The sequence below is a fragment of the Halorubellus salinus genome, from assembly GCF_020567525.1.
GTDB lineage: Archaea > Halobacteriota > Halobacteria > Halobacteriales > Natrialbaceae > Halorubellus > Halorubellus salinus.
The window spans coordinates 541,653-567,562 of sequence record NZ_JAJCVI010000001.1; the positions used below are offsets into that span (position 1 = coordinate 541,653).

General features: G+C 66.7%; 27 protein-coding genes and 1 tRNA gene. 13 read left to right on the plus strand and 15 right to left on the minus strand.

The annotated features are described in order from the left end of the window. Positions 1-22 precede the first annotated feature (22 nt). The 3 genes from LI336_RS02715 to LI336_RS02725 are packed head-to-tail and all read left to right on the plus strand — an operon-like array spanning position 23 to position 3,017. Positions 23-1,327 carry a branched-chain amino acid ABC transporter permease gene (locus tag LI336_RS02715; protein WP_368408344.1) on the plus strand — a complete coding sequence of 435 codons (1,305 nt, stop codon included), beginning with the start codon at positions 23-25 and terminating at the stop codon, positions 1,325-1,327. Next, a complete protein-coding gene (locus LI336_RS02720) occupies positions 1,324-2,205 on the plus strand; it encodes an ABC transporter ATP-binding protein (protein WP_438267260.1) in 882 nt (293 codons plus the stop codon). The genes LI336_RS02715 and LI336_RS02720 overlap by 4 nt, the downstream gene beginning before the upstream one ends. Further along, positions 2,202-3,017, plus strand: a complete 816-nt coding sequence (locus tag LI336_RS02725) for an ABC transporter ATP-binding protein (protein WP_227131084.1) — start codon at positions 2,202-2,204, stop codon at positions 3,015-3,017. Before LI336_RS02720 ends, LI336_RS02725 begins: the two co-directional genes overlap by 4 nt. Positions 3,018-3,252: 235 nt before the next feature. Here the strand turns inward: LI336_RS02725 and LI336_RS02730 are convergent, their stop codons facing one another. From LI336_RS02730 to LI336_RS02750, 5 genes are all read right to left on the minus strand, one after another. Continuing rightward, positions 3,253-4,185, minus strand: coding sequence for a DUF4397 domain-containing protein (locus LI336_RS02730; RefSeq protein ID WP_227131085.1), 933 nt, complete (start codon positions 4,183-4,185; stop codon positions 3,253-3,255). Positions 4,186-4,654: 469 nt separating this feature from the next. Further along, complete coding sequence (locus LI336_RS02735; RefSeq protein ID WP_227131086.1) at positions 4,655-5,947, minus strand: ABC transporter substrate-binding protein; 1,293 nt, start codon at positions 5,945-5,947, stop codon at positions 4,655-4,657. A gap of 204 nt (positions 5,948-6,151) precedes the next feature. Then, the gene (locus LI336_RS02740) at positions 6,152-6,727 is read right to left on the minus strand and encodes a CBS domain-containing protein (RefSeq protein ID WP_227131087.1); all 576 of its coding nucleotides are present in this window, start codon (positions 6,725-6,727) and stop codon (positions 6,152-6,154) included. Positions 6,728-6,895: 168 nt separating this feature from the next. Further along, positions 6,896-7,654: a GTP cyclohydrolase III gene (locus tag LI336_RS02745; RefSeq protein ID WP_227131088.1), complete on the minus strand. Its 759-nt coding sequence runs from the start codon at positions 7,652-7,654 to the stop codon at positions 6,896-6,898. Positions 7,655-7,863: 209 nt separating this feature from the next. After that, positions 7,864-8,187 carry a DUF5785 family protein gene (locus LI336_RS02750; RefSeq protein ID WP_227131089.1) on the minus strand — a complete coding sequence of 108 codons (324 nt, stop codon included), beginning with the start codon at positions 8,185-8,187 and terminating at the stop codon, positions 7,864-7,866. A gap of 123 nt (positions 8,188-8,310) precedes the next feature. Here LI336_RS02750 and LI336_RS02755 point away from each other — a divergent pair, with 123 nt between their 5' ends. Beyond that, positions 8,311-8,601: a hypothetical protein gene (locus LI336_RS02755; protein WP_227131091.1), complete on the plus strand. Its 291-nt coding sequence runs from the start codon at positions 8,311-8,313 to the stop codon at positions 8,599-8,601. 90 nt (positions 8,602-8,691) lie between these two features. On the opposite strand, the gene LI336_RS02760 is transcribed toward LI336_RS02755, so the two are convergent. The 3 genes from LI336_RS02760 to mct all read right to left on the minus strand — a co-directional run bounded on the left by LI336_RS02760 (position 8,692) and on the right by mct (position 11,773). After that, entirely contained in the window at positions 8,692-9,738 is a 1,047-nt protein-coding gene (locus LI336_RS02760; RefSeq protein ID WP_227131092.1) for an Acg family FMN-binding oxidoreductase, read from the minus strand. An 85-nt stretch (positions 9,739-9,823) separates the two neighbouring features. Beyond that, complete coding sequence (locus tag LI336_RS02765) at positions 9,824-10,342, minus strand: hypothetical protein (protein WP_227131093.1); 519 nt, start codon at positions 10,340-10,342, stop codon at positions 9,824-9,826. Between the two features lie 117 nt (positions 10,343-10,459). After that, positions 10,460-11,773, minus strand: a complete 1,314-nt coding sequence (mct, locus tag LI336_RS02770; RefSeq protein WP_227131094.1) for a succinyl-CoA:mesaconate CoA-transferase — start codon at positions 11,771-11,773, stop codon at positions 10,460-10,462. A gap of 149 nt (positions 11,774-11,922) precedes the next feature. Between mct and glmS the strand changes: the two genes are divergently transcribed. Genes glmS through citE form a run of 5 tightly spaced genes read left to right on the plus strand, consistent with a single transcriptional unit; the run spans position 11,923 to position 17,311 of the window. Then, positions 11,923-12,357 (plus strand): methylaspartate mutase subunit S, encoded by a 435-nt coding sequence (gene glmS, locus LI336_RS02775; protein ID WP_227131095.1) that lies wholly within the window; start codon positions 11,923-11,925, stop codon positions 12,355-12,357. Positions 12,358-12,361: 4 nt separating this feature from the next. Next, positions 12,362-13,852: a methylaspartate mutase subunit E gene (locus LI336_RS02780; protein WP_227131096.1), complete on the plus strand. Its 1,491-nt coding sequence runs from the start codon at positions 12,362-12,364 to the stop codon at positions 13,850-13,852. Further along, complete coding sequence (locus tag LI336_RS02785) at positions 13,842-15,113, plus strand: methylaspartate ammonia-lyase (protein ID WP_227131097.1); 1,272 nt, start codon at positions 13,842-13,844, stop codon at positions 15,111-15,113. Before LI336_RS02780 ends, LI336_RS02785 begins: the two co-directional genes overlap by 11 nt. 27 nt (positions 15,114-15,140) lie before the next feature. Continuing rightward, positions 15,141-16,253, plus strand: coding sequence for a 2-methylfumaryl-CoA hydratase (gene mch, locus LI336_RS02790; RefSeq protein ID WP_227131098.1), 1,113 nt, complete (start codon positions 15,141-15,143; stop codon positions 16,251-16,253). A gap of 5 nt (positions 16,254-16,258) precedes the next feature. After that, entirely contained in the window at positions 16,259-17,311 is a 1,053-nt protein-coding gene (gene citE, locus LI336_RS02795) for an L-malyl-CoA/beta-methylmalyl-CoA lyase (protein WP_227131099.1), read from the plus strand. 51 nt (positions 17,312-17,362) lie between these two features. Here the strand turns inward: citE and LI336_RS02800 are convergent, their stop codons facing one another. The 3 genes from LI336_RS02800 to LI336_RS02810 all read right to left on the minus strand — a co-directional run bounded on the left by LI336_RS02800 (position 17,363) and on the right by LI336_RS02810 (position 19,183). Continuing rightward, positions 17,363-18,067 carry a V-type ATP synthase subunit D gene (locus LI336_RS02800; RefSeq protein WP_227131100.1) on the minus strand — a complete coding sequence of 235 codons (705 nt, stop codon included), beginning with the start codon at positions 18,065-18,067 and terminating at the stop codon, positions 17,363-17,365. Positions 18,068-18,143: 76 nt separating this feature from the next. Further along, entirely contained in the window at positions 18,144-18,566 is a 423-nt protein-coding gene (locus tag LI336_RS02805; RefSeq protein ID WP_227131101.1) for a DUF5788 family protein, read from the minus strand. Between the two features lie 41 nt (positions 18,567-18,607). After that, positions 18,608-19,183 (minus strand): response regulator transcription factor, encoded by a 576-nt coding sequence (locus tag LI336_RS02810; protein ID WP_227131102.1) that lies wholly within the window; start codon positions 19,181-19,183, stop codon positions 18,608-18,610. Positions 19,184-19,368: 185 nt separating this feature from the next. Between LI336_RS02810 and LI336_RS02815 the strand changes: the two genes are divergently transcribed. Both LI336_RS02815 and LI336_RS02820 read left to right on the plus strand, forming a co-directional pair. Further along, positions 19,369-20,073 (plus strand): ribulose-1,5-bisphosphate 5-phosphatase, encoded by a 705-nt coding sequence (locus tag LI336_RS02815; RefSeq protein WP_227131103.1) that lies wholly within the window; start codon positions 19,369-19,371, stop codon positions 20,071-20,073. Next, positions 20,070-20,711, plus strand: coding sequence for a ribulose-1-phosphate aldolase (locus tag LI336_RS02820; RefSeq protein ID WP_227131104.1), 642 nt, complete (start codon positions 20,070-20,072; stop codon positions 20,709-20,711). Before LI336_RS02815 ends, LI336_RS02820 begins: the two co-directional genes overlap by 4 nt. Here LI336_RS02820 and LI336_RS02825 read toward each other — a convergent pair whose 3' ends face one another. The 3 genes from LI336_RS02825 to LI336_RS02835 form a co-directional block, all read right to left on the minus strand. Further along, the gene (locus LI336_RS02825) at positions 20,712-21,932 is read right to left on the minus strand and encodes a DUF5305 domain-containing protein (protein ID WP_227131105.1); all 1,221 of its coding nucleotides are present in this window, start codon (positions 21,930-21,932) and stop codon (positions 20,712-20,714) included. It lies immediately after the preceding gene. A 48-nt stretch (positions 21,933-21,980) separates the two neighbouring features. Further along, the gene (locus tag LI336_RS02830; protein ID WP_227131106.1) at positions 21,981-23,141 is read right to left on the minus strand and encodes a signal peptidase I; all 1,161 of its coding nucleotides are present in this window, start codon (positions 23,139-23,141) and stop codon (positions 21,981-21,983) included. Positions 23,142-23,276: 135 nt separating this feature from the next. After that, positions 23,277-23,858, minus strand: a complete 582-nt coding sequence (locus LI336_RS02835; RefSeq protein ID WP_227131107.1) for a hypothetical protein — start codon at positions 23,856-23,858, stop codon at positions 23,277-23,279. 508 nt (positions 23,859-24,366) lie between these two features. On the opposite strand from LI336_RS02835, the gene LI336_RS02840 reads away from it, so the two are divergent. Further along, positions 24,367-24,972 carry a DUF7344 domain-containing protein gene (locus LI336_RS02840; protein WP_227131108.1) on the plus strand — a complete coding sequence of 202 codons (606 nt, stop codon included), beginning with the start codon at positions 24,367-24,369 and terminating at the stop codon, positions 24,970-24,972. Beyond that, positions 24,969-25,376, plus strand: coding sequence for a hypothetical protein (locus tag LI336_RS02845; RefSeq protein ID WP_227131109.1), 408 nt, complete (start codon positions 24,969-24,971; stop codon positions 25,374-25,376). Before LI336_RS02840 ends, LI336_RS02845 begins: the two co-directional genes overlap by 4 nt. 266 nt (positions 25,377-25,642) lie before the next feature. On the opposite strand, the gene LI336_RS02850 is transcribed toward LI336_RS02845, so the two are convergent. After that, positions 25,643-25,726 (minus strand) — tRNA-Ser (locus LI336_RS02850). Positions 25,727-25,910 lie beyond the last annotated feature (184 nt).

Below are 25,910 nucleotides of genomic sequence, written 5' to 3' on the forward strand. Positions count from 1 at the left end.
CGACTTCCGGAACGACAAGTACATGCTCCTCACGCTCCTCGTGGGCGTGTTCGCGCTGTACCTCATCGGCGGGGTCGTCATCGGCCTGCCGTTCCGCGGGCTGATGAACCAGCTCGGTCAGTTGAGCTTCTGGATCGCGGTGTTCGCGATGTCGGCGCTCGCGCTGAACCTCCACTGGGGGTACACGGGCCTGTTCAACATCGGTATCGTCGGCTTCATGGCGACCGGCGTGTACATCACGGGCGTCCTCTCGAAGCCCGTGTTCGGCTCCGGGACCAGTGCCGCCGAGGTCGGTGGCTTCGGGCTACCGCTCCTCGTCGGGATCGTCGGCGGGATGGCCGCAGCCGCCATCCTCGGCCTCATCGCGGCACTCCCGGCGCTTCGACTCCGCGCGGACTACCTCGCGATCGTCACCATCGCGTTGTCCGAGATCGTCCGGTTCTCACTGCTCTCGGACACCCTGAGCAGTGCGGACGTCGCCGGCTACAAGGTCGGTCTCGGCGGCGGTGACGGGGTCATCCTCGACTACGGCGACCCGCTCGAGGTGTTCGTCCGCACCGCGTCCGTGCCGTTCGACCTCGTGTTCGGCCAATCCGGGTGGTTATGGGAGGAGGTGTATCTCGGCGTCCTCGTCGAAGCCGTCGGGAGCGCCATCCCGAACAACCCGAAGCCGGTCGTGGACAACTTCGCGTACGCGTTCGTCCTCCTCCTGGTGCTGGGCGGGTTCTACGTCCTCATCACGCGCATCGGGAGTTCGCCGTTCGGTCGCGTCCTGAAGGCCGTCCGCGAGGACGAGGACGTGACGAACGCGCTCGGGAAGAACACGAACGTGTTCAAGATCAAGTCGTTCATGGTCGGTTGCGCGCTCATGGGCCTCATCGGCATCCTCTGGTTCGGTACGCAGGGGTCGGTGACGCCGAACACGTTCCGGCCACGCATCACGTTCTACGTGTGGATCGCGCTCATCATCGGCGGTTCCGGGTCGAACACCGGGAGCGTCATGGGTGGCGCGATCTTCGCCGCGTTCCTCTTCCAGGGCCCGCGGTACTTCAAGAACATCGTCGAGACGGTGCTCGGGAACCCCGAGGCGCCGTCGAGCTTCGGGCAGGCGATGGCGCCGCTCAGCGGCGGAGACATCTTCCCGATGCTCCTCTACACGCTCGACTCCATCCGCCAGCTGCAGTTGTTCCTGATGGGGGTCGTCCTCATCTGGCTCATGCACCGGCGGCCCGACGGCCTGCTCGGTCACCGGAAGGAGTCCGCGTCGAGCATCCCGCTCACGCGGCCAACGAAGAAGGCCGCGACCGACGGAGGTGAGGACCAATGAGTGACGCCGAACCCTCGGACGCAACCGACTCGGAGACCGATTCCGGCGGTGTCACGGTCCCTGACGCGGACGCGGACGTGGAACTGGACGCGGTCTCGGAGAGCGCGGACATGGTCGACGTCCCACTGAAGGTACGGGACCTCCGGAAGACGTTCGGCGGCATCACCGCGGTCGATAACGCCGGCTTCGAGATCAAGAAGGGCTCGATGACGGGCCTCATCGGGCCGAACGGCGCGGGGAAGTCGACGACGTTCAACTGCATCACGGGCACGTACACGCCCGACTCCGGGGTCGTGGAGTTCAACGGCGAGGACATCACGGGCCTGGAGCCGTACGAGGTCGCCGAGCGCGGCCTCGTGCGGACGTTCCAGATCGCGCGCGAACTCTCGGAGATGACCGTCCTGGAGAACATGATGGTCGCTCCGATGCATCAGCGCGGCGAAGCGCTCTGGCGGTCGGTGTTCGCGCGCAACGACGTGAACAAGCAGGAAGAGGAGATCCTGGAGCGCGCGTGGGAGACCCTCGAGTTCTTCGACATCGAGCACCTCGCGAACGAGTACGCGGGGAACCTCTCCGGCGGGCAACGGAAGCTCCTGGAGATGGCGCGTGCGCTCCTGACGGACCCGGACATGCTCCTGCTCGACGAGCCGTTCGCGGGCGTCAACCCGACGCTCGAGGAGCGGCTCCTGGAGCACATCCACGAACTCCGCAACCAGGGGTACACGTTCCTCATCGTCGAGCACGACATGGACCTCATCATGGAGAACTGCGAGAAAGTCATCGTCATGCACCAGGGCCGCATCCTCACCGAAGGGACGCCGGAGGACGTGCGGAACAACGAAGACGTCATCGAGGCGTACCTCGGAGGTGAGGTATGACCGACGAATCGACGCCGAGTGACGCGACGCCGGACGCGGCGTCGAGTGGCTTCGAGCCGGACGGTGGCGCGACGACGAGCGCAGCGACGGACGTCACGCTCTACGAGGACAGCATCCTGTCCGTCCGCGACCTGGACGCCGGGTACGGCGACCTCCAGATCCTGACGGACGTCGACATGGACGTGAACGACGAGGAGTACGTCACCATCGTCGGCCCGAACGGCGCGGGGAAGTCGACCGTGATGAAGTCCGTGTTCGGGTTGACGAGCCACATGGGTGGGACCGTCCAGTTCGAGACGAACGACATCACGACGATGCGTCCGGAGGACATCATCCACCTCGGGCTCGGGTACGTCCCGCAGAACGACAACGTGTTCGGGACGCTGACCGTCCGCGAGAACCTCGAGATGGGCGCGTACATCCTCGAGGACGTCCCGCAGGATTCGCTGAACGAGGTGTTCGAGCGCTTCCCGATACTGGAGGAACGCCAGACCCAGAAGGCGGGGACGCTCTCCGGCGGGCAACAGCAGATGCTCGCGATGGGTCGAGCGCTGATGCTCGACCCCGAACTCCTCTTGCTCGACGAGCCCTCGGCGGGGCTGGCGCCGGACCTCGTCGCGGAGATGTTCGACAAGATCGACGAGATCAACGACGCCGGGACGGCTATCCTGATGGTCGAGCAGAACGCGAAGGAGGCGCTGCGTCGCTGCGACCGCGGGTACGTGCTCGTAGACGGGAAGAACCGCTACGAGGACGAGGGGACGACGCTCCTGAACGACCCGCAGGTCCGCCAGGACTTCCTCGGCGGGTAAGGCGGTACGGACTCGCGCGACCGATCGGAGTCGGTCGTGTCCTCCCAGCGACGTCGATTTCTTCGTGCCGGTCCGTCCGTCGAGCGTGCTCGCCGCTGACGCGGCGACAGTGCGACCGTGACTTCGACGTCGAACGCGCGACGTGGCATCGAGATGCGGTTTCGAGTCCGTTCGTGGATTCGGCTCCTCGTGCCGCGTCGTCCACGCCGAGTCTATCTCGGTCGTTCCGAGACGCCTAGATGGCGACTCGCGCCTCGGTTTCGGTGTCGGTCTCGGTGCCAGCCTCCTCGTCAGTCGTGGTCGGCTCGGTGCCGGTCTCCTCGTCCGTCGTGGTCGTCTCGTTCCCCGTCGTCTCGTTCATCGATTCGTTCATCGATTCGTTCATCGACTCGTTCGCGGACGGCAGTTCGACCGTCAGGGTCGCGTCCTCGGTGAGGACGAGGTCGAACGGGGTGTCCGCGGGCGCGGCGTCGGCGTCGAGGTAGCCGACGGCGAGCGCGGAGTACGCGGTCTCTCCCTCGAGCGCGACGTCGAACGTGGCGGCGACGGTCCCGTTGTTCCCGGCGGTCGCCGGCCGGATCTCGACGGTGTAGTTCCCCGCGGGCACCGACACGTAGTCCGAGCCGTTCTGGAAGGTGACGTTCTCCGCGAGCACGACGCTCCCGTTCGCGGTCGTGACGTCGACCGCGGGCGCGTCGGGCGAGAGGTGGATGACGCTCAGCGCGCTCTCGTTCTCGGCGGGCGTGTACGCGTCGTCGACGAAGAACACGGGTTCGAACGTCGAGCTCGCGTTCTCGGTGACCTCGCCGCTCGCGGCGACGGTCGTCAGCGACCGCGCCGACAGCGTGACGGCGTCGTCGAACACCGCGGTGTCGGTGCCGGTCACGACGATGGAGACGTTGTACGTCCCCGCGGGCAGGGAGAGGTAGTCGCTGACGGCGCCGAAGCTCACGTTCGAGAGCACGGTCTCGTTCTCGACGCGAACGTCCACTGCCGGGGCGTCAGGGGACGCGTGTACGACGCGGAGGTACGACGTGTCCTGCGTCGAGACGTGGCTGTCAGTCGTCTGTGCGGGCGGTACGGCGAACGCGAACGCCACCGTGCTGCCGACGAGGCCGACGGCGAGTACGATGGCGAGTAGCTTCGTTGCTGTGGTGTTTAAGCGCACAAGTGCCCCCGCGGTCGCTCGTCGCTTTGTTATGACGCGGTGTCGAATCACTCTGGAACGGGTCGTTCGCGTAACAATCGTGTACCGGTTTCACACGCCCGGGGGCGCCGCAGCCGGCGGGCGTCCGGGGTCGGTGCCATGCGGTAACGAGCGAACTATCCCGCGATCAGTCGCGTTACTCTGGAGACTGCGACGTCATCCCGGATTACCTCCTCCAGTCGGCCACTCGCTCCGATCCGACGCGAGGACACGAACCGGGTAGTAATCCCGTCGTCACTCCGCTCGCGAGAACGTGACCGTGGCATTACCGGCACGTAACAGCTTCCTGTGAAAGATTCACGCGTGAAACGTCCGTCGCGACCGGGACCTCCATCGGTGTGAGTGAACGACGGTCGACTCTGGACCACGGTCGCGTCGCTATCGTATCTGGCGTCGAAAAAACGAGAATCTGTCCGTGGTCGCGACCGACTTACTCGGCGGACATCGCTTCGCTGACGACGGAACTGTACGAGGATTCGCCCTGGTTGAACGCCACCTGACGGAACACGCTCCCGTCGAACTCGTCCTCGAACACGCCCGAGAACCGCTCGGAGAGCTGCTGGCCGTAGTCGTTGTTGACGTACAGCGTCGCAGCGCTCCCGGCTTCCAGGCGTTCGCTCGCGACCTGCGCCATGACGCGGCCCTGCAGGCGGTCCGACGGTGCCGTCCGGAAGATGTAGTCGTTGTCCTCGAGGTTCGTCACCGACAGCGCCGTCGAGGACGGCGAGCAACCGACGACCTCGTTCGGGATGAGGACCTCCTGACTCACCGGGACGTTGACACCGGAGGACGCGCTCCCGCAGATGTACGGGAACCCGGCGTTGACCAGGGTGTTCGCCGCGGAGACACCGGACTGGGAGTTCGTCTCCGTGTCCTCGAGTTGCGTCGTGACCTCCATGTCGATGTCGCTGTCGTTCACCTGGATCGCGGGGAGCTGGGCGGCGTTGATCATGTCCGCCCCCGTGGACGCGAGCGCACCGGTCTCCGGGAGGAGGATGCCGACCATGATCTCGCGGCCCATGCCGCCGGGTATCTCGTCAGCGGACGGTCCGTTCCCGTCGGGGTTCGCACCTTCGAACTGCTGGACTTCCGCGGTCTCGGTGCCGTCCTCGGTGAATTCCCAGATCGCGTACGCTGCGGACGCCGGGTCGCCGTTCTCGTCGAAGTTCACCGAACTGGACGAGCCCTGGAAGTTCACGTCCTCGCCGTTCGCGGCGGCTTCGACGCCCTCGACGAAGTTGTCGACGCCGACCTCCATGCCGCCAGGGTTGGCGACGTTCCGCATCTGGTCGCGGATGGCGGTGCCGTCGTTCTCGCCGGCGGCGGCGTTCGCGAGGATGCCGATGGCGACGGAGTCGTAGGACTGCGTCGTGAACACGCCCGGCGATTCGCCGTACTCGTCCTCGTACAGCGACGTGAACGCCTCCTGGTTCGGGCCGCCCGCGGCGGGCGCGGTCCCGGTGACGTTGCTCATGTCGTTCCCGACCTGACCCGGCAGGTCGCCGTCGCGGAGGCCGTCGGGGATGAGGATATCGACGTCGTCGCTGTAGGAACTGTAGAAGTCCCGGAACAGCTGGATACCGTCTTCGGGGTACCCGACGACGGTGAGCATGTCGGGGCCACCGCCGCCGCCGCCGAGGCCACCGATACAGCCTGCGGTGCTTGCGAGTCCAGCCGCGCCGATGCCACTCAGTACGTCACGTCTTCGCACGTTCCGTGCCATGTGAGTCCTTTACAAAGGCGGGTGTAATAAGTCTGGCCCCGCGACCACCGTTTCGTGGGGTGGTTCCAGTGGCTCTCGAACGGGTAAACGGGCTTCTTGCGGGGGCGAGTAAATAAATCGACGGGCGACCGGTGGTGTTCGACGGACGGGTCGCCCATGACGGGTCGTCTGCCGCGCCGCCCCTCCGCGAGGATTCCCTCGCGGTCAGACGTCGAGGCAGTTGTCGCAGACGAGCTGACCGTTCCGGTCGGTGAGCGCGTCGCTGAGCGACCCACAGACCTCGCAGATGCTCTGCGGGTCGTACGTGGCGTCCTCGGCGGGCTGACTTCGGTCGTCCGCGACGGGCATCCCGCCGTTCTCGACGAGGTCGCCCGCGGTCGGTTCGCCGTTCACGGGTGCGGTCGCGGAGCGCGCCGCGAGGACGTCGTCGGCCGCGAGCACGCCGAAGAGTTCGTCGCCCGCAGTGACGACGAGATGCCGGATGGTCTCGGTCCCCATGCGTTCGGCGGCGACCGCGAGGGACTCCGCGGCGTCGATCGTGACGACGGGCTCGCTCATCACGACGCTCACCTCGGTGTTCATCGGGTCGCCGTCCTCCGCGATGAGGCCGACGACGTCGCGTTCTGTGACGATGCCGACGGGCTCCGAGCCCCGGAGGACGACCGCACAACTGGTGTCGTCCTCGTACATGAGTTTCGCCGCGCCGTTCACGGAGTCGGTCTCCGTGACGCCGACGAAGTTCCTGGCTGCAACGTCGCGAATCGACACGTCCGCATTCATACGTGAGTGATTGGCACGGCCGTTCTAAAAGGTACCTCCAGCAGACTTAAGCCCGTCCCAACGGATATAGGGCGGAAACCGGCCGGCGCAACGCCGGTTCGCTCCACCCAAGCACTGCTGGGTGAGCGCGCCGAACGATCCGCCATCGCGCGCCGCGAGACCGCCTCCTCAGTGGAACTCGACTGTCGTGTTCCGGGCGCGACAGTCCTCGAGCGCGTGCTTCGCGTCCATCCCCGCCTCGTGCGCGGTTCGATCCGAGCTGACGCCGACCTGCAGTTCGACGTCCGCGTCGGCCTGCACGTGCTCGATGGCCGCTCGATAGTCGGCCTCGGCGAGTTCCGGGACGGTCGCGATGACGTTGTCCCCGCCGACGAAGAACGCGAGCCCCTCGTACTCGGTGTAGAGGTGCCGCATCAGCGACGCGTACCCCTGCTCGATGTGCGTGAACGTCTCGAACGCGTCGAGTTCGTCCGTGTACTTGCCGGTGGCGTCCACCACGTCGAAGTGCGCGATGTGGACGTCGTCGTCGCGCCGATGCTCGCTCGCTATCGTCCGTCCCGCGAGCACCTCCCGGCGGGACTTGTCCTGCGCGCTCCCGTGGTCCTGCACGAGCCCGGTCGCGTCGACGAGCGCCTGCGCGGGCGTCGTCCCCGTCGCCGTCGCGACGCTCAACGTCACCGGATACCGGTTCCGGACGGACTCCTGGATGAGTTCGAGGTCGGCGTCCTCGAGCCCGTTCGTCACCGCGACCATGTTGTCGAACCGCGTGAAGAAGACGTATCCGCCGCGATTCCCGACGAGCTGGGAGAGGTCGGCGTACAGGCGCGATTGCAGCGTCTGGAGGTCGACCTCCCGGCGCGGTTCGGGCGTCACCGTCCAGGGACCGTAGTTGTCGATCTGGAAGAGAGTGACCTGAGTGTTCGTCACGTTACCGCGACGTAGCGGAGCCGACGGCTTAAGTCACCCTAAACGCGATGCCGCGTGTTCGCCTCCGGAAGCCGATTACTGGCGGTGATGCGCTCGAGAGGACTGCCGAGAGAAGGACGTCCGTTAGATCGCGAGCGAGTCCAGCACTGCGAGCGAACCCGTCCGTCAGCGCGCAGCGAGTCGCGTCAGTCGGCCGAAGAACCGGCGTTTCAGGCGGGCTTGATGTTGGATTCGCCGGCCTTCGGCTGGTACTCCCAGAAGTCGCCCGAGCGCATCGCGCGACCGATGGTCTTGTGGAAGTCGACGATGTCGTCGAACTCGCCCTTGTCGACGTGCTCGAAGATGTCGGCGACGCTGACGACGCGACGGTGGTTCAGGCGGACGGGTTCGTCGCCGTGTTCGTCGACGAAGTCCGCTGCCTTCAGCGGGAAGTCCTCGTCCTCGTCGAGGCGCTTCGCGAGGATCGCCATCCCGTACTTCCGCATGCCCTCACTGCCTTCGTCTCCGTCGGGGTCGAACGGCCAGTCGGTCATACGAGAGCGTCCGGATGGCAGGCGCAAAAGGGTTTCTCTCCCCGACGACGTCGCCGACGGTAACGGGACCTAGCGGGTTTGGCCGGTGACTTGGGCGTCGGACGCTCCAAGGAACGCGTAGGAATGTCCGAATCCGTCTGTCCCGCCGGTGGCCACGGGGATGCGACGACGAACCACGAGACGATCCGGCGGTGGGCCGAGGACCGGAATGCGGAACCGGCCCGCGCCAGCGGGGACGGCGACGCTAGCCTCCGGTTCGCGTTCCCGGACACGGACCGGTTCCGGGTCGTCTCGTGGGGCGAGTTCTTCGCGGCGTTCGAACGCGAGGGGTTGGCGTTCGTGTATCAGCCGGAGGAGGACGCGGGCGCGGACTCGAGTCGGTTCTACAAGTTCGTCGACCGCGCGACCGTGTGAGCGGGACGCTCGTCGGCCCCGTTTCACGTCGGTCCCGCGACCGACTCGCAGGCGCTCGCTCGAATCTCGAGGCCGGCCCCTGGAGATGGGTCAGTCCGAGAGCAGTACGTCGTCGACGGGGCGTCGGGGCGTCGTCGTTCCGTCCGGGTCGGCATAGCCGGCGCGGAACAGGTGCTGGGGTGTCGACTCGGTATCGAGCAGTTCCGCGAACTGATCGCGGAGCGCGGGTAACTCCAGTACCTGACTCAGCGGATGGACCGCCACGCCGGCTCCGGTGGCGGCGAGCGCCATCCGCTCGAAGGCGCGACCGACACGGAGCCACGCCGGGGCGTTGTCGGTGGCCGTGGCGAGCGCGACGACCGCCGGCGCGTTCTCGACGCGCGTGGCGTTCTTCCGGCCTTCGCGGTCGCCGAGGTCCAGGCGTCTGACGGCGGTCGCGCTCACTCGCGCCCTGATCGGGCCGGCGCCGAGCGCGCCGGACCGGATCCACTCGGCGAGTTCCGCGCGGTACGTCGGGTCGTCGAACAGCGTCTCGTCGGCGCGCGCCTGGAGCGCGGCGACCGCATCCTTGGTCTCCGGGTCGGTGACGACGTGAACGTCGACGCCGAGGGCGTCGCCGGTCGCCTGGAACGTTTCGCGGAGCGCGGCAGGGAGCGGACGGTCGTCGTACGACCCGTGGTTCGTGCGTCGGACGGGTATCGCGTCGAACAGCGCCTCGTCCGGCGCCCCCTCGATGGAGTCGGTCGTTCCCGCTTCGAGGTGGACGGTCGCGAGGTGTCGGTAGCGGTCGGGAGCGTCGGCGTCTGCGGTCGGGCGTGCGTCCATCGGCGCGGACGCGTCCACGTACTCGACGAGCGGCGAACGGTCGAAGTGCACGGCCGCAACGACGAGGTTCTCCACCGCACAGCCGACGCTCACCGCCAGTTCCCGACCGGTCGGGTCGGCGACGTCGAGCTGGCGCGATGTGTCCGCGAACACGCGTATCGTTCCACCGTCGACGTCGAACGCCCACGGCTGGGAGTTGTGGCTGGACGGCGCGAGGACGGCGTACTCGAGCAGGTGTCGCGCTTGTTCGCCCAGGTCGGCGTCGTCCGGGTACGCCTCCGGGTCGGGCGAGTGGCGGGCTGGATGGGACATGGTCGCGGTACGTGGGCGTTCGGTGGCCGCCCGGATAGTCGACGCCATCGTTCTCGCTGGGCGAGAGCCGAGTCGCGGCTCGCGGTCAGTTGCTGCAGGCGAGGCCGCCGACGGTGACGTTCCGACCGTCGGCGTCGAGCGTGACGCGGTCGACGTGCCCGTCGCAGTTCGCGACCCCCCACGCGGCGACCTGGTTGCTGCCGTCGACGCGCACGACGAACACCACGGTCTCCATCGGCGCGATCTCGTTCGCGCTCGCGGTGAACGTGGGCGATCCCTCGAAGTAGACGCCGCCGTCGTCCTCGGGCGTCGCGACGCTCCGCAAGCCATCGGGGGTGTCGCCCTGGAACAGGCCCTGTTCGGTCGGGAGTTCGAACTCGCGCGTGGTTCCGTTCGCGTACTCGAGCGTGACGAACTCGGGGCGGTCGGTGTAGAGGTGGGTGGCGACGTAGACGCTGTGCGTGGCGTTCCCGAGCATCTCGACGGTGAACGACTCGTTCCCGGATGGTGCGTTCGGGCCGGAGCTCGGTGACCCCAGGCAACCGCCGGCGACGACGGCGAGGGCCACGGCGACCGCGAGGACGGCGACGTGTCTGGCGTGCATGCCACTGGATACGTCGGCGAACGGCAAAAAACCGAAGCGACGCGTGCTCGCACGACGCTCACGGCAGGTCGCACCGACGGGCGCGTGACCCTCCCAGGTGCTGCGCGGTCGGTGCGTTCAGTCGTCGCCGCTGGCGCGCGGGCGTTCGCGATCGCGGTCGCCGAGGAGTTCGTCGCGGTGTTCGTCGAGGAGCGGGGCGCGGCCGCGCGGGCCGGTGGGGGCGTCGCCGAACTTGATGGGGCAGCCGGCGACGGTGACGTCGCGGTCGGCGCCGGGCTGGGCGACGTCGGCGAGCATCCCGCGGTCGTGGACGTGCGGGTCGTCGAAGACGTCCGCGGCGTCCTGGACTGGTGCGGCGGGGACGCGACCGTCGAGCAGGTCGACGATGTCGTCCGCGTCGTGTTCGCGCGTCCACTCGGCTATCTGGGGGCGGAGGTCGTCGCGGGCGCGGATCCTGCTGGGGGCGTCGGGGTGGTCGGCGGCGAGGTCCGGGCGGTCCATCGCCTCGCAGAGCTCGCGCCAGTGACCGTCCGAGAAGGCGGCGATGACGACGTACCCGTCGGCGGCCTCGAACGCGTTGTACGGGAACAGCGTCGGGTGACTGTTGCCCTGGCGCGTGAGGACGTCGTCGTCGTAGGAGTAGTGGTAGACGGCGCGCTCGCACATCGACACCATCGCGTCGTACATGCCGGTGTCGACGTAGCTGCCTTCGCCGGTGCGTTCGCGGCGGTGGACGGCGGCGAGGATGCCGACCGCTTCGAGGACGGCGGTGAAGAGGTCGCCGATGCCGGGACCGACCTTCGTCGGTGGGCCGTCCTCCTGGCCCGTGATCTCCATGACGCCGCCGAGCGCTTGCGCGACGAGGTCGAAGCTCGGCTGGCCCTGTCTGTGGGTCTCGCCCGTGCGGGGGTCGCCGAACCCGCGGATGCTCGCGTAGACGAGTTCCGGGTTCAGTTCCTTGAGGTCCTCGTACGCGCACCCGAGGCGTTCCATGGTGCCGGCGCGGTAGTTCTCGACGACGACGTCCGCGGACTCGACGAGGTACTGGAAGTCCTCGCGGTCGTCGTCGTCGCCGAGGTCGAGTTCGATGGAGCGCTTCCCGCGGTTGACGCTCTGGAAGTAGCCGCCGTAGGGTTCGTCGGCGGCGTCGCCGACGTGGGGTGGGTTGGCGCGGATGAGGTCGCCGCCGGGGCGTTCGACCTTCACGACGTCCGCGCCGAGGTCGGCGAGCAGCATCGTGCAGTACGGGCCGGCGAGTACCTGCGTGAGGTCGACGACGCGGAGGTCCGAGAGCGGGCCCTCGTCGTCGGGCGTGGATTCGTCGCCGGCGCGGTTCGCGCCGGTTCCGGTGGTGGGGTCGGCGTCGTCGCGCTCGGTGTGGCTGTCGGCGCGGTTCGATGCCGGCTCGTCGCCGGCGTCGCGTCCTGGCATGGGGCGTTCGTGGACGCCGTCACGCAAAAACCTTCCCAATAGATAATGATGGTGTGGTTTATTCTCAAACGCCCCCTTCAACGTGTATAAGGAATATTATCATGATAGACCATTATCTTTAACTATTGTTCATACAACAGTGGAGTTACATGGCCGCGACAGTCACTCTCGGTGTCATCGGGTCCGACGCGCACGTCGTCGGTATCACCATCCTCGAGCAGGCCCTCTCCGCAGCAGGGTTCGAGGTTCACAACCTCGGCGTCCAGACCTCCCAGGAGGAGTTCGCCGAGTCCGCAGCTACCCACGACGCCGACGCTGTACTCGTCTCCTCGCTCTACGGTCACGCGGAGCAGGACTGCCGCGGCTTCCACGAGACCCTCACGGAAGCGGGCGTCGACGCCGTCACGTACATCGGCGGGAACCTCGCAGTCGGACAGAACGACTTCGAGGAGACCCGACGCACGTTCCGCGACATGGGTTTCGACCGCGTCTTCGACAGCGAGACCAGTCCCGAGGAAGCGATCCGCGCCCTCGAGATGGACTGCGCGCACAGCGAGCGCGACACAGAACGCGTCACCGCCTGACTCGATGTTACGCGACGAACGCATCCCGGCCGAGCAGTTGCGACGCATCGACGGGGACGTCCGCGGGAACTGGCCGACAGGCCAGGCCGTCGACTTCGAGGAGGCCGTCGAGTTCCACGAGTCCCTCCCCGCAAGCAAGCGATTCGCCGACGTCCTCGAGAACGCCGACCGCCCGCTCCTCCAGCCGCGAGCGGGCGTCGCGCGCCTCGAAGAGCAAATCTCGCTCCTCGAGCACCTCCAGAACGAAGGGCAGGCGGACCTCCTGCCCACGACCATCGACTCCTACACGCGGGACAACCAGTACGAGAAGGCACAGACCGGACTCGAGGAGGCACGCGAGACCGGGAAGGCCGCACTGAACGGGTTCCCGGCCGTCAACCACGGCGTCGAACGCTGCCGCGAACTCGTCGACGCGCTCGACGCACCCATCGAGGTCCGCCACGGGACGCCCGACGCGCGCCTGCTCGCCGCGATCACGTTCGCGGGCGGGTTCCAGAGCTTCGAGGGCGGCCCCATCAGCTACAACATCCCGTACTGCAAGGAGAACTCGCTCGCGGACACCATCGAGCACTGGCAGTTCGTCGACCGGCTCGCTGGCGCGTACACCGAACGCGGCATCACCATCAACCGCGAGCCGTTCGGGCCGCTGACGGGGACGCTCGTCCCGCCGAGCATCGCCATCGCGGTGATGCTCGTCGAAGGCAAGCTCGCCGCGACCCAGGGCGTCCGGTCGCTGACGCTCGGGTACGGCCAGGTCGGGAACCTCGTCCAGGACGTCGCCGCGCTCCGCGCGCTGAAGAAACTCGGGAACGAGTACCTGAACGACGACGTCACGGTCACGACGGTCTTCCACGAGTGGATGGGTGGGTTCCCGCCGGACGAGGCGCGCGCGAACGGCGTCATCGGGCTCGGCGGGACGACCGCGGCGATCGCGCAACCGGACAAGGTCATCACCAAGTCGCCCCAGGAGTTCCAGGGCGTCCCGACGAAGGAAGCGAACGCCGCCGGCTTGCGGACGACCCGGCAGATGCTGGACATGGTCCGCGAGCAGGCGATCAATCTGGAGGGCGTCGACGAGGAACAGGAGCTCATCGAGCGGACGGCGATGGAGCTCGTCGACACCGTCGAACGGCACGGCGACGGCGACGTCGCACTCGGCGTCGTCGACGCGTTCGCCTCCGGCGCGCTCGACGTCCCGTTCGCGCCGAGCGACGCCGCGATGGGCGCGGTCCTCCCCGCGAGGGACGACGACGGCCGCGTCCGCATCTTCGAGTTCGCGGAACTCGACGTCAGCGACGACGTCAAGGAGATCCACGGGAACTTCCTCGACGAGCGCGCCCGCACCGAAGGCCGCAAGCGCTCGTTCAAGATGGTCGCCGACGACGTCGACGCCATCAGCGACGGCCGCCTCATCGGCCGGCCGAACGCTGGCGGAAACAGTCGAAGTGGCGACGACCCCGGTGCGCCGAACGGAGGTGAGTCGCGTGCGGATTGAGCGCGTTCGCGCCGTCCCGTCGGTCTCGGGGTTCTTCTTCGACGACCAGCGCGCAATCAAGGGGGGCGCGACCCAGGACGGGTTCGCGTACGACGGCGACCCCGTCACCGAGGGGTTCGACGCCGTCCGCGAAGCCGGCGAGGCGTTGACCGTCGAACTCGACCTGAGCGACGGTCGCACGGTCTCGGGTGACTGCTGTGCCGTCCAGTACTCCGGCGCTGGCGGCCGCGACCCGCTCTTCCGTGCAGCTCGCTACGAGCCGGTCGTCGAGGATCGCGTCGCGGACGCCCTGGAGGGGCGGTCGGCGACGGAGTTCGGGACGAACGTCGCCGAGCTCGCCGCGATGCCCGGCGAGGACGGCCGCGAGCAACTCCACACCGCGGTCCGGTACGGCGTCTCGCAGGCGCTGCTCGCGGCGGCGGCGCACGCCGAGGGGCGGACGCGAGCGCGAACGCTCGCCGACCACCTCGGGACGACGCCCGCGACCGAACCGGTGCCGGTGTTCGGGCAGTCCGGCGACGACCGGTACGTGAACGCCGAGAAGATGATGATAAAGGGCGTCCCCGTCCTCCCACACGGCCTCTTCAATAGCGTCGAGAAGCTCGGCGAATCGGGCGAGGGACTCCGCGAGTACGTCGCGTGGCTCGTCGAGCGCGCGAACGAACTCGGGCCCGCGGACTACCGGCCGCGCCTCCACCTGGACGTCTACGGCGTCATCGGGGACGTCTTCGGCGCACCGTACGACCGCGCCGAGGTCGTCGACTACTTCCAGTCGCTCAGCGAGGCGGCCGAGGACCATCCCATCCAGATAGAGGGCCCGATGGACGTCGGCGGGCGCGCCGAGCAGATCCACGCGATGACCGAACTCCGGGACGCGCTCGCGGACGCCGACGTCGACGTGGACCTGGTCGCCGACGAGTGGTGCAACACGTTCGAGGACGTCCAGGCGTTCGTCGACGCGGGCGCCGCGGACGTCGTCCAGGTGAAGACCCCCGACCTCGGCGGCATCCATCGCTCCGGGGAGGCAGTGCGGTACTGCGAGGGCACGGACGTCCGCGCGTACCTCGGCGGGACGTGCAACGAGACCGTGACCTCGGCGCGAGCCTGCGCGCACGTCGCGCTGGCGACCGACGCGTTCCAGGTGCTCGCGAAACCCGGGATGGGGTTCGACGAGGGCTACATGGTCGTCGAGAACGAGATGCGGCGCGCACTCGCTCGCGACGACGCCGACGCGACGACGCGCGCCGTCGCGGACGACTGAGCTGGTACACGCTACCGATTCATCTACATGACAGACGACTTCGACCTCAGTGACGGCGAGACGTTCCGCGCGGCACTCGACCGCGTCGATACCAAAGGGAAGGGGAACTGCTTCGAGGACTTCGCGGAGGGCGACGAACTCGAGCACGAACCCGGGTTGACGCTCACGCGACACGCGAGCGAGACGTGGGCGGGCCAGACGCTCAACCACGACCCGGCGTACTGGCGGCCGGACGCGGCCCGCGAGCGCGGGTTCGAGACGGTGCCCGCGCATCCGGATTACCTCACCGCGGCGGTGATGGGGCCGACCGTCGAGGACCTCTCCGAGAAGGGCGGGTACTTCCTCGGCCGTACCGACCTCCGGTTCCACGCCGACGCGGTACCCCTGGGGACGGCACTCCAGGTGCGGTCGACCGTCGAGTCGACCGCGACGTCCTCGTCGCGCCCCGACTACGGCATCGTCACGTGGCGGACGGAGGGCGTGGACGCCGACACCGGCGACCGCTTGCTGTCCTACGAGCGCACGAACATGATCCCGCGACGGACCCCGCCGGCGACCGACGGCGGCGAGCACGAGTCCCTCGACGACGTCGAACCGGACGGCGGCGAGACGATGGATCTCGGCCTTCCGGGGACGTTCGTCGAACCGGACGGCGAGCACTTCGAGGACTTCGCCGCGGCGCTCGCGACGACGGAGGACAGGCACGGGGGCGACGCCGCGGTCGCGTACCGCCACGAGCGCGGTCGGACGATGGACGCCGTCACCGTCAGCCAGCTCCCGCTGATGACGCTGAACACCGCGAAACAGCACCACGACGCGGCCGTGATGGCGGACTCCCCGTCCGGCGACCTCGTCGCGTACGGCGACGTGACGCGCTCGACCGCACTCGGGCACGCTCGCAGCGACGAGGCGACGTGGCGCGAGGTCGGGTTCGACGACGAGCGCTTCCACACGTTCGTCACGCCCGGCGACACCGTGTACTGCTTCACGCACGTCCGCGACGCTCGCGACGACGGCGACGACCGGTACGGTGTCGTCGAGTTCGAGCACGTCGCGTTCAACCAGGACGACACCCCCGTGTACTCGGGGACGCGCACCGCACAGATACAGAAACGCTCGACGACGAACGCAGGCAACTGACTCAGATGAGAATCGCACGCACCTTCCAGACCGCACCGGCCGCCGTCCCCAAGGAGAACACGGCGAAGTACCTCGACTCCGCGCTCGCCTCGGAGGGATTCCAGGCGCCCGACTGGCTCGTCCCCGACCTCGAGGACGGGACCGCACCCGACATGAAAGCCGAGGGGCTCGAGAACACCATCGACCGTCTCGACGGCGGCGTCGAGTTCTCCGGCGAGATCTGGCCGCGCGTCCAGTGGGCGTACGACGACGCCGGGCTCCGCGACCGCGGCGAGGAGGAGATCCGGACGCTCCTCGAAGCCGTCGGCGAGGAACTCACCGGCGTGGTCGTCCCGAAGGTCGGCCGCGTCGCGGACGTCGAGCGAGCCATCGACGTCGTCGCACGCGCCGAGGAAGCAGCGGGCCTCCCCGAGGGGTCGACCGAGCTCTCAGTCATCGTCGAGACCGCCGCCGCGCGCTCGGACCTCCGGGACATCGCGATGCTCGGGAACGAGGACGCTCACGGTGGCGGTCGCCTCGCCGGCCTCGTCTTCGGACCCGTCGACTACACCGCCGAACTCGGCGGGCGCGCCATCGACGGCGACCGCCCGCGCTGGGACGGCCTCCTCGAAGCGCTGTCGAACGAGGCGAGCGCGAACGACGTCGTCGCCGTCGGCGGCCCGTTCGACAAGCTCTTCGAGGAACGCGCCGGCGTCACGTACTACAACGCCCCGGCGTACGCGGACCAGGTCGAGCGCGAGGCCGCGGTCGGGCTCGACGGCTCCTGGAGCCTCTACCCCAAGCAGACCATCCAGGCGAACCGCATCCACATGCCGACGCCGACCGAACTCGAGCGCGACGTCTCGAAGATAGAGCGCTTCAATCAGGCGAAATCAGAAGGCACCGGGGCGGTGACCGTCGACGGGCAGATGGTCGACGAGGCGACGTTCAAGAACTTCGCGAACACCGTCGAGACCGTCCGTACCATCCACGCCCGCCACCCCGACCAGACGAGCGAGGTCTACGCGGACGGCCTCCTGGAGCGCGCCCTCGAACTCGACACCGACTGGCAGCGATAATCGCTCGACGCCGACATCGACAGTCGTCACGCACCACTGTCGCGTCGATCTTCAGCGTTCGTCCTCGTCGCTCCGGCCGTTCCGATGCGGTCGAACGCGGCCACCGGGAGGGTCGGCGTGGATGCGCCGGCGTTCCTGCTTCTCCTTGAACCACTTCTGCCGGACGCGTTCCTCCTGCGCGCGCTCGTCGAGACGCCGTCGGATACGTTCGGCGTCGTGCTGTAACCGAGGGATGACAGCGTGTTCGAGAGCCCTGACGCGTCGCTGCGTGGTCTCGATGACGTCCACGAGCAGCAAAGCGGCCGTCTCCAGTTCCGCGAACGCGACGAGTTGCTCGACGAGCGCCTCGTACGCGTCCACGAGCTCGTCGACGACCGGGCTCATTCCGAGCAACCCGTACCCGTGATGCGCGAGGTCGGTTCGCACGCCGGTGGCCTCGAACTGCGGGAGCGCCACCCCCAGGATGGGTTTTCGAGACGTCGTTATCTCGGGGTGGACGCTGCGAGCACGCACGAGTCCGTCGATGACGACTTGGCCTTCGAGCGCGCGAACGCGGTCGAACAGCGACTGGGCGCGCTCGAACCGCGACTGCAGTTCGCGTTGCGCGTCCTGGTACTCGTCGAGGAGGTCGAGGAACTCGAGCACGAGCCCGTCGCGCTTGCGTTCCAGGACGTGATGGCCGCGTTCCGCGAGTTCGATGCGGTCCTCGATGGCGTGGAGGTTGTGTCGCGTGGGAGTCGTCTTCCGAGACCGCATCTGTTCGGACGAGGTGACGTCTCCACGACGTATCGTTATGGCGGACGTTCTCGACGCCGCGCGGCCCGGAACGCACCTACCGCTGGATGTTGTCGAGGAAGTCGAGCCAGGCGCGATGGGACTCGACGTGTCGCTCGTGCCGGTCCGCCTCGAGGCTGCGCTCGCTGAGGTCGGCGAGCGCGGCGAGCGCGCGGTCGAGGCCGACGATGCTGTCGGCGAGCGCGGTCGCTTCGTCGACCGTCAGGTCGGCGGTTGCGAGGCGTTCGCGTCGACGCTCCCGCTCGGTGCCGAGGCGGTCACGCACGTCCTTCACGCGGTCGCGTTCCGCCGGCGTGAGCGTCCGCTGGTTGCGCGTCGTGACGACGAACTCGCGAAGCGCGACGTCGGTGTCGTCGATCGTGACGGAGTCCGGGACTCGCGAGCCGACGGTCGCGGTTCCGCGGTCGACCCGGCGAAGGAGCGCGTGACGCTCCGCGTCGTCGAGCGAGTTGCACGCCATACCCGGTGATTGGGGCGGAACGAGCAAGTGTCTTCCCCGCGTCAGGCGGTCCCGCCGTCCTCGGATTCGTACGCGAGTTCCGCGTGCTCGACGAGCGTGTCCAGCAAGCCGTCGCGGAGGTCGTCGAGACGGTCGCGGAGCGCCCGCACGCGCTCGTCGTCGCTCGCCGCCGGGTCCGGGTGGTCCTCCGAGATCGTCGTCACCTTCGACTGCAAGCGGAGGTACTCCTGGAGCGCGTCGTCGTAGTTCGAGCGCAGTAACTCGCGTCGAACGATCGTTCTGAGCTCGTCGCGATCGATCGGTTTGCAGACGTACTGCTCGAAGTCCATGTCGATGATGTCGTATCCGGGGTCGAGCGCGGTCACCATCACGACGCGCCCGTCGTAGCCGCGGTCGCGGAGTCGCTCCAGGACCTCGTCACCGTGCAGTCCCGGCATCCGACGGTCGAGGAGGACGACGTCGACCGTCGCGTCGACGACGTCGAGCGCTTCCTCGCCACCGTACGCCACCTCGACGTCGTGGTCGTCCGCGAGGAACGTTGCGTACACGTCCGCGACGCGCTCCTCGTCGTCCACCACCACGACGCGACCACCGCCCGAAACACCCCCGGAAACCATGTCAACGGGTAACGCGTCATTAAACAAGTAACTGGTCGTTACCACGTTCACCGTCGCGATTACATCAATCTCGAACCACCTCGGATTGAAACGAGCGCCGTCCGACCGGCAAAACCGCAGCATCGGGTGCACGCGGTCGCCACGGTCCGAAGAACCTAATCGTTCGCTCGGCCAACGCCGGAGGTATGCCCCCGGAAGCCGTGTTCTTCGACCTCGACGACACCCTCTACCCGTACGCTCCCTGTAACGACGCAGGGAAACGCGAAGCGTGGCGGACCGCGCTCGAGCTCGGGTACGACCTCGACCGCGACGCCTTCGAGACGCTCTACCAGGAAGGCCGCCGCGAGACCAAACGGGAACTCGCCGGCACCGCGAGCGCACACGAACGCTTCCTCTACTTCAAGCGCGCCATCCAGATCCACACCGGCACCCACAAGTCCGAGCACGCACTCGAACTCGGCGAAGCGTACTGGGAGGCGTACGTCCACGAGATGGAGATACACGACCACGTCGAGCGCGTGTTCCGCGAACTCCAGGCCGCCGACGTCCACGTCGGTATCGTCACGAACCTCACGACGCGCATCCAGCTGAAGAAGATACACCACCTCGGCATCGAGCCGTACGTCGACCTCCTCCTCACGAGCGAGGAGACCGGGCGCGAGAAACCCAGTAGCGTGATGTTCACCGACCCGCTCGCCCAGTTCGACACGCGCCCGAGCGACGCCGCGTTCGTCGGCGACAACCCGACCGCGGACATCGAAGGTGGGAACGCCGTCGGCCTCGAGACCGTCCTCTTCGACCCGCGCCACGAGCACGAAGACCTCCGCGGCCGCATGCAGCCAGACCATCAGGTTCACGACTTCGCGGCCGTAACCGAGGTGCTGTTATGACGAACGAAGCCATCCGCGACGCCGTCGTCGAACACGCCCCCGAACTCGCCGCACTCACCCCCGGCCGCACCGGGAACCTCTCCGTGCGCGACGGCGACGCGTTCGCCATCACCCCCACGGGCGTCCCCTACGACAGCTTCGACACCCCGGACGTCCCGCTCGTCTCCCTCGACGGCGAACACCTCGACGGCGCCATGGACCCAAGCAGCGAGGTCCCCATGCACCGCCACATCTACCGGTTCGACGAACCCGGCGCCATCGTCCACACGCACTCGCCGTACGCCACCACGCTCGCCACCCTCCACGAGGAACTCCCCCCCATCCATTACATGATCGTCGCCGTCGGCAAACGCGTCCCCGTCACCGAGTACGCGCCCTACGGCACCGAAGCCCTCGCGAAGAACGCCGTCGACGCCATGCGCGAGGCCCAATCGACTGCAACCATCATCGAGAACCACGGCCTCGTCGTCACCGGCCCCGACCTCCCCACCGCCATCGAGAACACCGTCCACGTCGAATCCCTCTGCGAACTCTACCTCCGCGCCAAAGCCATCGGCGGCACCCCCCACGAACTCACCGACGACCAACTCGACGTCGTCCTCCAGAAGTTCGAATCCTACGGCCAGAGCGACGACTGACTAATTTTCGTCGCCGTGACTCGCGGCACTGGATGGCAGATCGTCCTCCGACCGCTCGTCCCTGTCCAAGAACGAGAAGTCGAACGAATCGAGTCCATCGTCAGCGTCGCCCGTCGGTTCCTCCGCCCCGGCCGCCGGCTCGCGAGCCTCGTCGAGCACCGGCGGTCGATACGTGTACAGGTAGCCGTCGTGCACCACGTAGAACACCTCCTCGCCCGGCGCCTCGATGACTCCATTCTCCGTATCGATAGCGAAATCCACCAGACTCCCGAGCGACGACGCCTCCGCCTCCGGCAACTCGAGGGCTTCCTCTGGGAGTCGAATCTCCGAGATCCACTCGTCGAACTGGTTCCGGTCGTCGAGATACTCCAGCCGGGCATGTTCCTGCTCGGTCAACGGAAGCGATCCACGACGCTGCACGACCACCAGCACGCCGAGACCACCGCACCCGATGAAGAAGAGTATCGGACTGATGAACTCCCGGAGAGGCTCGAACGAACGTTCGCGTGTAACCATCTCCGTCCGTTCGAACGACTCGACGTTCGGGCCGGCATTCGAAACGCGATACGTTCCCTCATCGAAGCGGAGCGAGAGTCGGTGCGTGGTCTTCCTATCGACCTCTCTTCCGTTCACCAATCCGGACACGATGACAGTTGCTCGCAGGTATAATTGCGTCCGGTCCGACGGCTTTCCAAGGCGCTCCTCGATTGTTGTCACCTCGTTACCGAGTGCTGTAGCGTTCGTCGAGAAGGGCACGCGAATCGAGTCGTCCGGGCGCAACGTCGTTCCGTCGATCGAACCGATGGTACGCGTCCGCTGCCAGACGACGGTCGTGTTCTCGGAGTTCGGTTCAGTCACCAGTCCTCGTTTCACGACCGCCAACGTGACGCGACTGTTCAACTCACCGCTCTCACGGGCCCGATACGAGAACCGGTACGCACCCTCGAACCGAGGGGACACCGTCGCGAAGTACACCGACCGGTTCGAGAGATTGGAACCCACCGAGTACAGCGGGTTCTGTTGTGTGACGACGGCCCTGTGATCGAATTCGCTCTGGACGCTCCACGACGGCGCCTGCCGCTCGAAGCGCTCTTCTCCGGGGTCGACATGCGTGGTGTAGACCAGCCACCCGCCGGTCACGGTGACGAGCGCCAAAAGGAGGACCAGGACCAGGAACTGCTCGTCCAAGAGCGCACGGAGCCGAAGCGCCTGATCGGTCATGAATTCTGAGTTCGCAAGACGACCGTTTAGTTATCACACCGCTTTGAATCAGTAGAACCGGGTTAGAACGGCCCGGATTCGCGTAATGACCGATAGCTGTGATTCCCGTGACCGGTTCTTCAGGTTGCCCTGACCGGCGACACGAACGCCGAGGAGGTAGAACGGTATCGCGACAAGCGCGTCGATGGCCACTATCGGGGCCCACGGATGGAACGCGTGGAGTCCACGGATCACCGAGTGCGGGAGTACTGCGAGATAGCGGAACTCCGTGACGTAGCGTCTGTAGTGACCCGTCTGCGGTGGTGCATGCAAGGTGACGGTTGCATTCAGCACGCGCCGACCACGAACCGTCGACTCTCGTGGTCGAACGTCGACACCGTCGCTGGCTGACTCAAGGAAGACGACAACTGGGACGAACCCACCGTTGGCGACCGGATACGCCACGTTGTTCGATTCGCCCATGGGGATGACGGTCGGCCTTTCGGAGTCGAACTCTGCGCTCACGACCCCATACTCCTGCGTGCCGGCGGGAACGACCATCGCTGCGGTCGCGCCGACGACGAGGACCGCCGCCAAGGCTCCTATCATGACCCGGCTATCGACACCCGTCCTCCGCGATGTCACTCGTTCGCGGTTGCTCTCGTTCCCAGCACGCCACTCTCCCAGTACATACCAGAGCAGGGTGGCTGCGAAGACCAGGTACGCGAATCCGCTGGGCCCGAGCAACGAAGGCATCCCCAACGCAGCAGAAAGCCGACGCTGAGCCATCGATAACAGGGACTGCGTTCCTTCGATGGCGGTACCGAGGGCTGGAACCACGACCACGTGCCCATCCACTTGGAGTGCCGTCGCAACGATTTGCGCACGCTTGACGGGCGGTTCCCCGCTTTCGAGGTCGGTGAACGGGTTCGCATCCCCTTTCGTGACGAACCCTCGATCCGTCTCCTCCACGACGCGATGAGTGGTGAGTCCGCCACCGTGGAGTTCCTCCGCACGAAACACGATAACGTCCCCTTCTCTCACAGCGGAATCGACTTGTATCGGTACTGCGACGAACCCGTCACCCGGTTCCAGCGTCGGGGACATACTGTCCGTCTCGACGTAGCTCAGTAACACGGGCTGACCGAGGGCCGCTCCGGCGAGGAGGGACAGGACGACGCAGAGGCCCGCAACCTGCAGGAATACTACCCCCGTCTTCCTCAAGCCCATGGCAAGAGCACCGATGAACCTACAAGATATTGTTATACATCGGTTTCAGCGAGATTCGGTGGCTCAGAAACAGGACAGGTCGTCGCCGAAAGCGGGGGTGGGGTAGGTTACCGCCGAGGTGTCGGACGAAGTGGTCTATCCGCTCCCGTACGGGCCGTCTACGTCGGTGACAGCGAACCGTATCTCACCGCCCGGCAGACTAGCCTTGTCTCTCGTGTCGATTGCGACACCGACTAGCGTGGAGTTCCCCGAATCAAGCCCGCCGCCGCTCGCATTGGTCGTATCGTACCCGCCAAAGTCGTCCCAGCTCGGGTAGAAACTGTCCTCAGGGTAGGTGCCACTGTACTCTTCGTAGACTTCCTTCGGGACGAAGTGCCAACGGTTGGGATACGCCAGACCGGACTTGTCGATCGTGATGTCGAGGTCGTTCGGCCCGTTATTCGTCATCCGGAAGACGCCATCAAAGGTAGTCACAGCATCCGCATTGACCCCTTGACCACCATTGTTGTTGGGTCCAAAGTTCAGCTGTAGTTGCTTACCAACGTTCGCTGCGTACGGTGAGTCTTCATTCAATCCGAGGTATGCCGACTGATCACCGACGACATCGACGGTGACCGTACGCGTTGCTTCGACACTGGCGAACGCGCCAGTGCCGATTGCAGCCGCCCCGCCGGCGGCGAGCGATCCGAGTCCGAGCATGAATTTTCTGCGGTCCATCGTTCAATGTTCTCGTGTTGCGCGCTCCCGGTTCACTCGCTTCCGTGACGCTGGGGTTCACCGGGGGGCGCGTATCTTGCATGTGAACGGGGAACACTATTGGAATAGACAGGACGCGGGGTTCTCGGAGAGTGACACGAGAGGAGACAATCGCTGTTTCCCGAACGGGCAAAGAGGGACAGCGAACTGGCGAACATCCTTTGGAGCAGCTATACAATGACGTTACCGACGGCACTCGAGTTGCATCGACGCGTGAACGGCTTGGATGCTCTTCGGATAGTTCCGGGTAACCAGGAGACGACTGGGAGTGACCGACAGGGAGCAGTCGCAATGGGAGTCATCGCAGGCGTCCGTTCGTGGTAACATCACTGGAACGAACCGCAGGCTACGATATTTCGTTTATAACAAATTGCACGCCTTGCGTGGCTTTTGCTGCTATGAGGGGGCAGCAGCCGTCGTTTGATTCGTCGTATCGAGGGGGAACCACGCTGGGTTGGGATAGAGGGCGATGAGCGAAGCCCAGGCACCGTCCGCTGCCGGGGGGCCAGCGGACGGGGACGACCCTGCGGACGCCGTGTTCTCGCGGGATGCGGTGCTGGAGATGCTGAGCAATCAGCGTCGGCGGTTCGTGATTCACGCGCTCAAGCGGGCGGACGGCCCGATGTCGGTGAGCGATCTCGCGGAGCGGGTCGCGAGCTGGGAGTACGACAAGCCCGTCGAGCAGCTCGATCACCGGGAGCGAAAGCGCGTGCGGAACGCGCTCCGGCAGTTCCATCTGTCGAAGATGGCGGAGTACGGGTTCATCGACTTCGACGCTCGACGCGGTACCGTGTCGCTCTCGGAGGAGGCCGAGCGCGCGAACTTCTACGTGGACTCGCTCACCGGCGGCGACATCCCGTGGGGCGTGTACTACCTCGGGTTCTCGGCGGTCGCACTCGTCGCCGTCACCGGAACGTCGATGGGCGTCCCGCCGTTCTCGTGGGTGTCGCCGAGCGCGTGCGGGGTGTTCCTTACGGTGGCGCTCCTGGTGTCGTCCGTCGGGCACTGTTACGATAACTACTATCGGATGCGTCTCGGCGCACGCGAGAAACCCGCGGAGGTCGGGGATCCGTGAGTCGCCGTGGGTGGCTGGTCCTCGGGGCCGCGGTCGTCGTGCTTGCCACGACGACGGGGACGGGCGCGTTCTCCGCGGTCAACGCGGAGCGAGGGATTCAGGTCGCCGTGGTCGACGACGACAGCGCGTACCTCGGCGTCGCAATCACAGCGAACGCCACGGGGAACAACACGACCGCCACCATCACGGTCAGAAACCAGTTCTCGGACGGCACCACGCTGACCACCGTCACCGCGACGTCGGACGACGATATCGTCTCGCTGACGCCCGGCACCACGACCCTCGCTAGCGGGGAATCCGGAACCGGTACCGTCGAGAACGTCACCTGCGGTGAGACCGTCGTCATCCAGGCACGCGGTGACGGTGTCAACGTCGAGTTCGAACGCGAGATCACCTGCGAGTAACGCCGACGTCCAACCAGCGGACCGGGCTCGCGAGGCAGGTCTCCCGCACCTACCGTCGGATCCGCCGCCGTCGCTCCACGGTTCCGTTCGACGAGATCCGGTGGAACTGGGATTCGAACCACGGTCGCACGACCCCTCGCTTCGCTCGGCGCTGCGTGCTCCCTGCTTCGAATCCAGTCGTCTTGTCGTCCCTCCTCACCCGCGCCTCGCTGTCCCTCCTCATCCGCCCCTCGCTGTCTTTCGGTGCGTGATGTTCGAAGGAACGACGGTGGGACTGGGATTCGAACCCAGGAATCCGTGAGGATACCTGCTTTCAAGGCAGGCGCAATAGGCCGCTCTGCCATCCCACCTCGGTCGGGTATTCTGCGAGAACGACCTAAGGCCTGTCGGTCCCGCGTCCGGCGGCGCGTTTCGGGTCGTCGAAGGACCCTCGAGCGTGCGCCGGTGTTGTAGGCTATCGGGAGCGAGAGGAACGCCAGGACACCGAGCCTGGTCGTCGCGATGCACGTGGCGTTCGCGGAGTGGTTGGGGCTG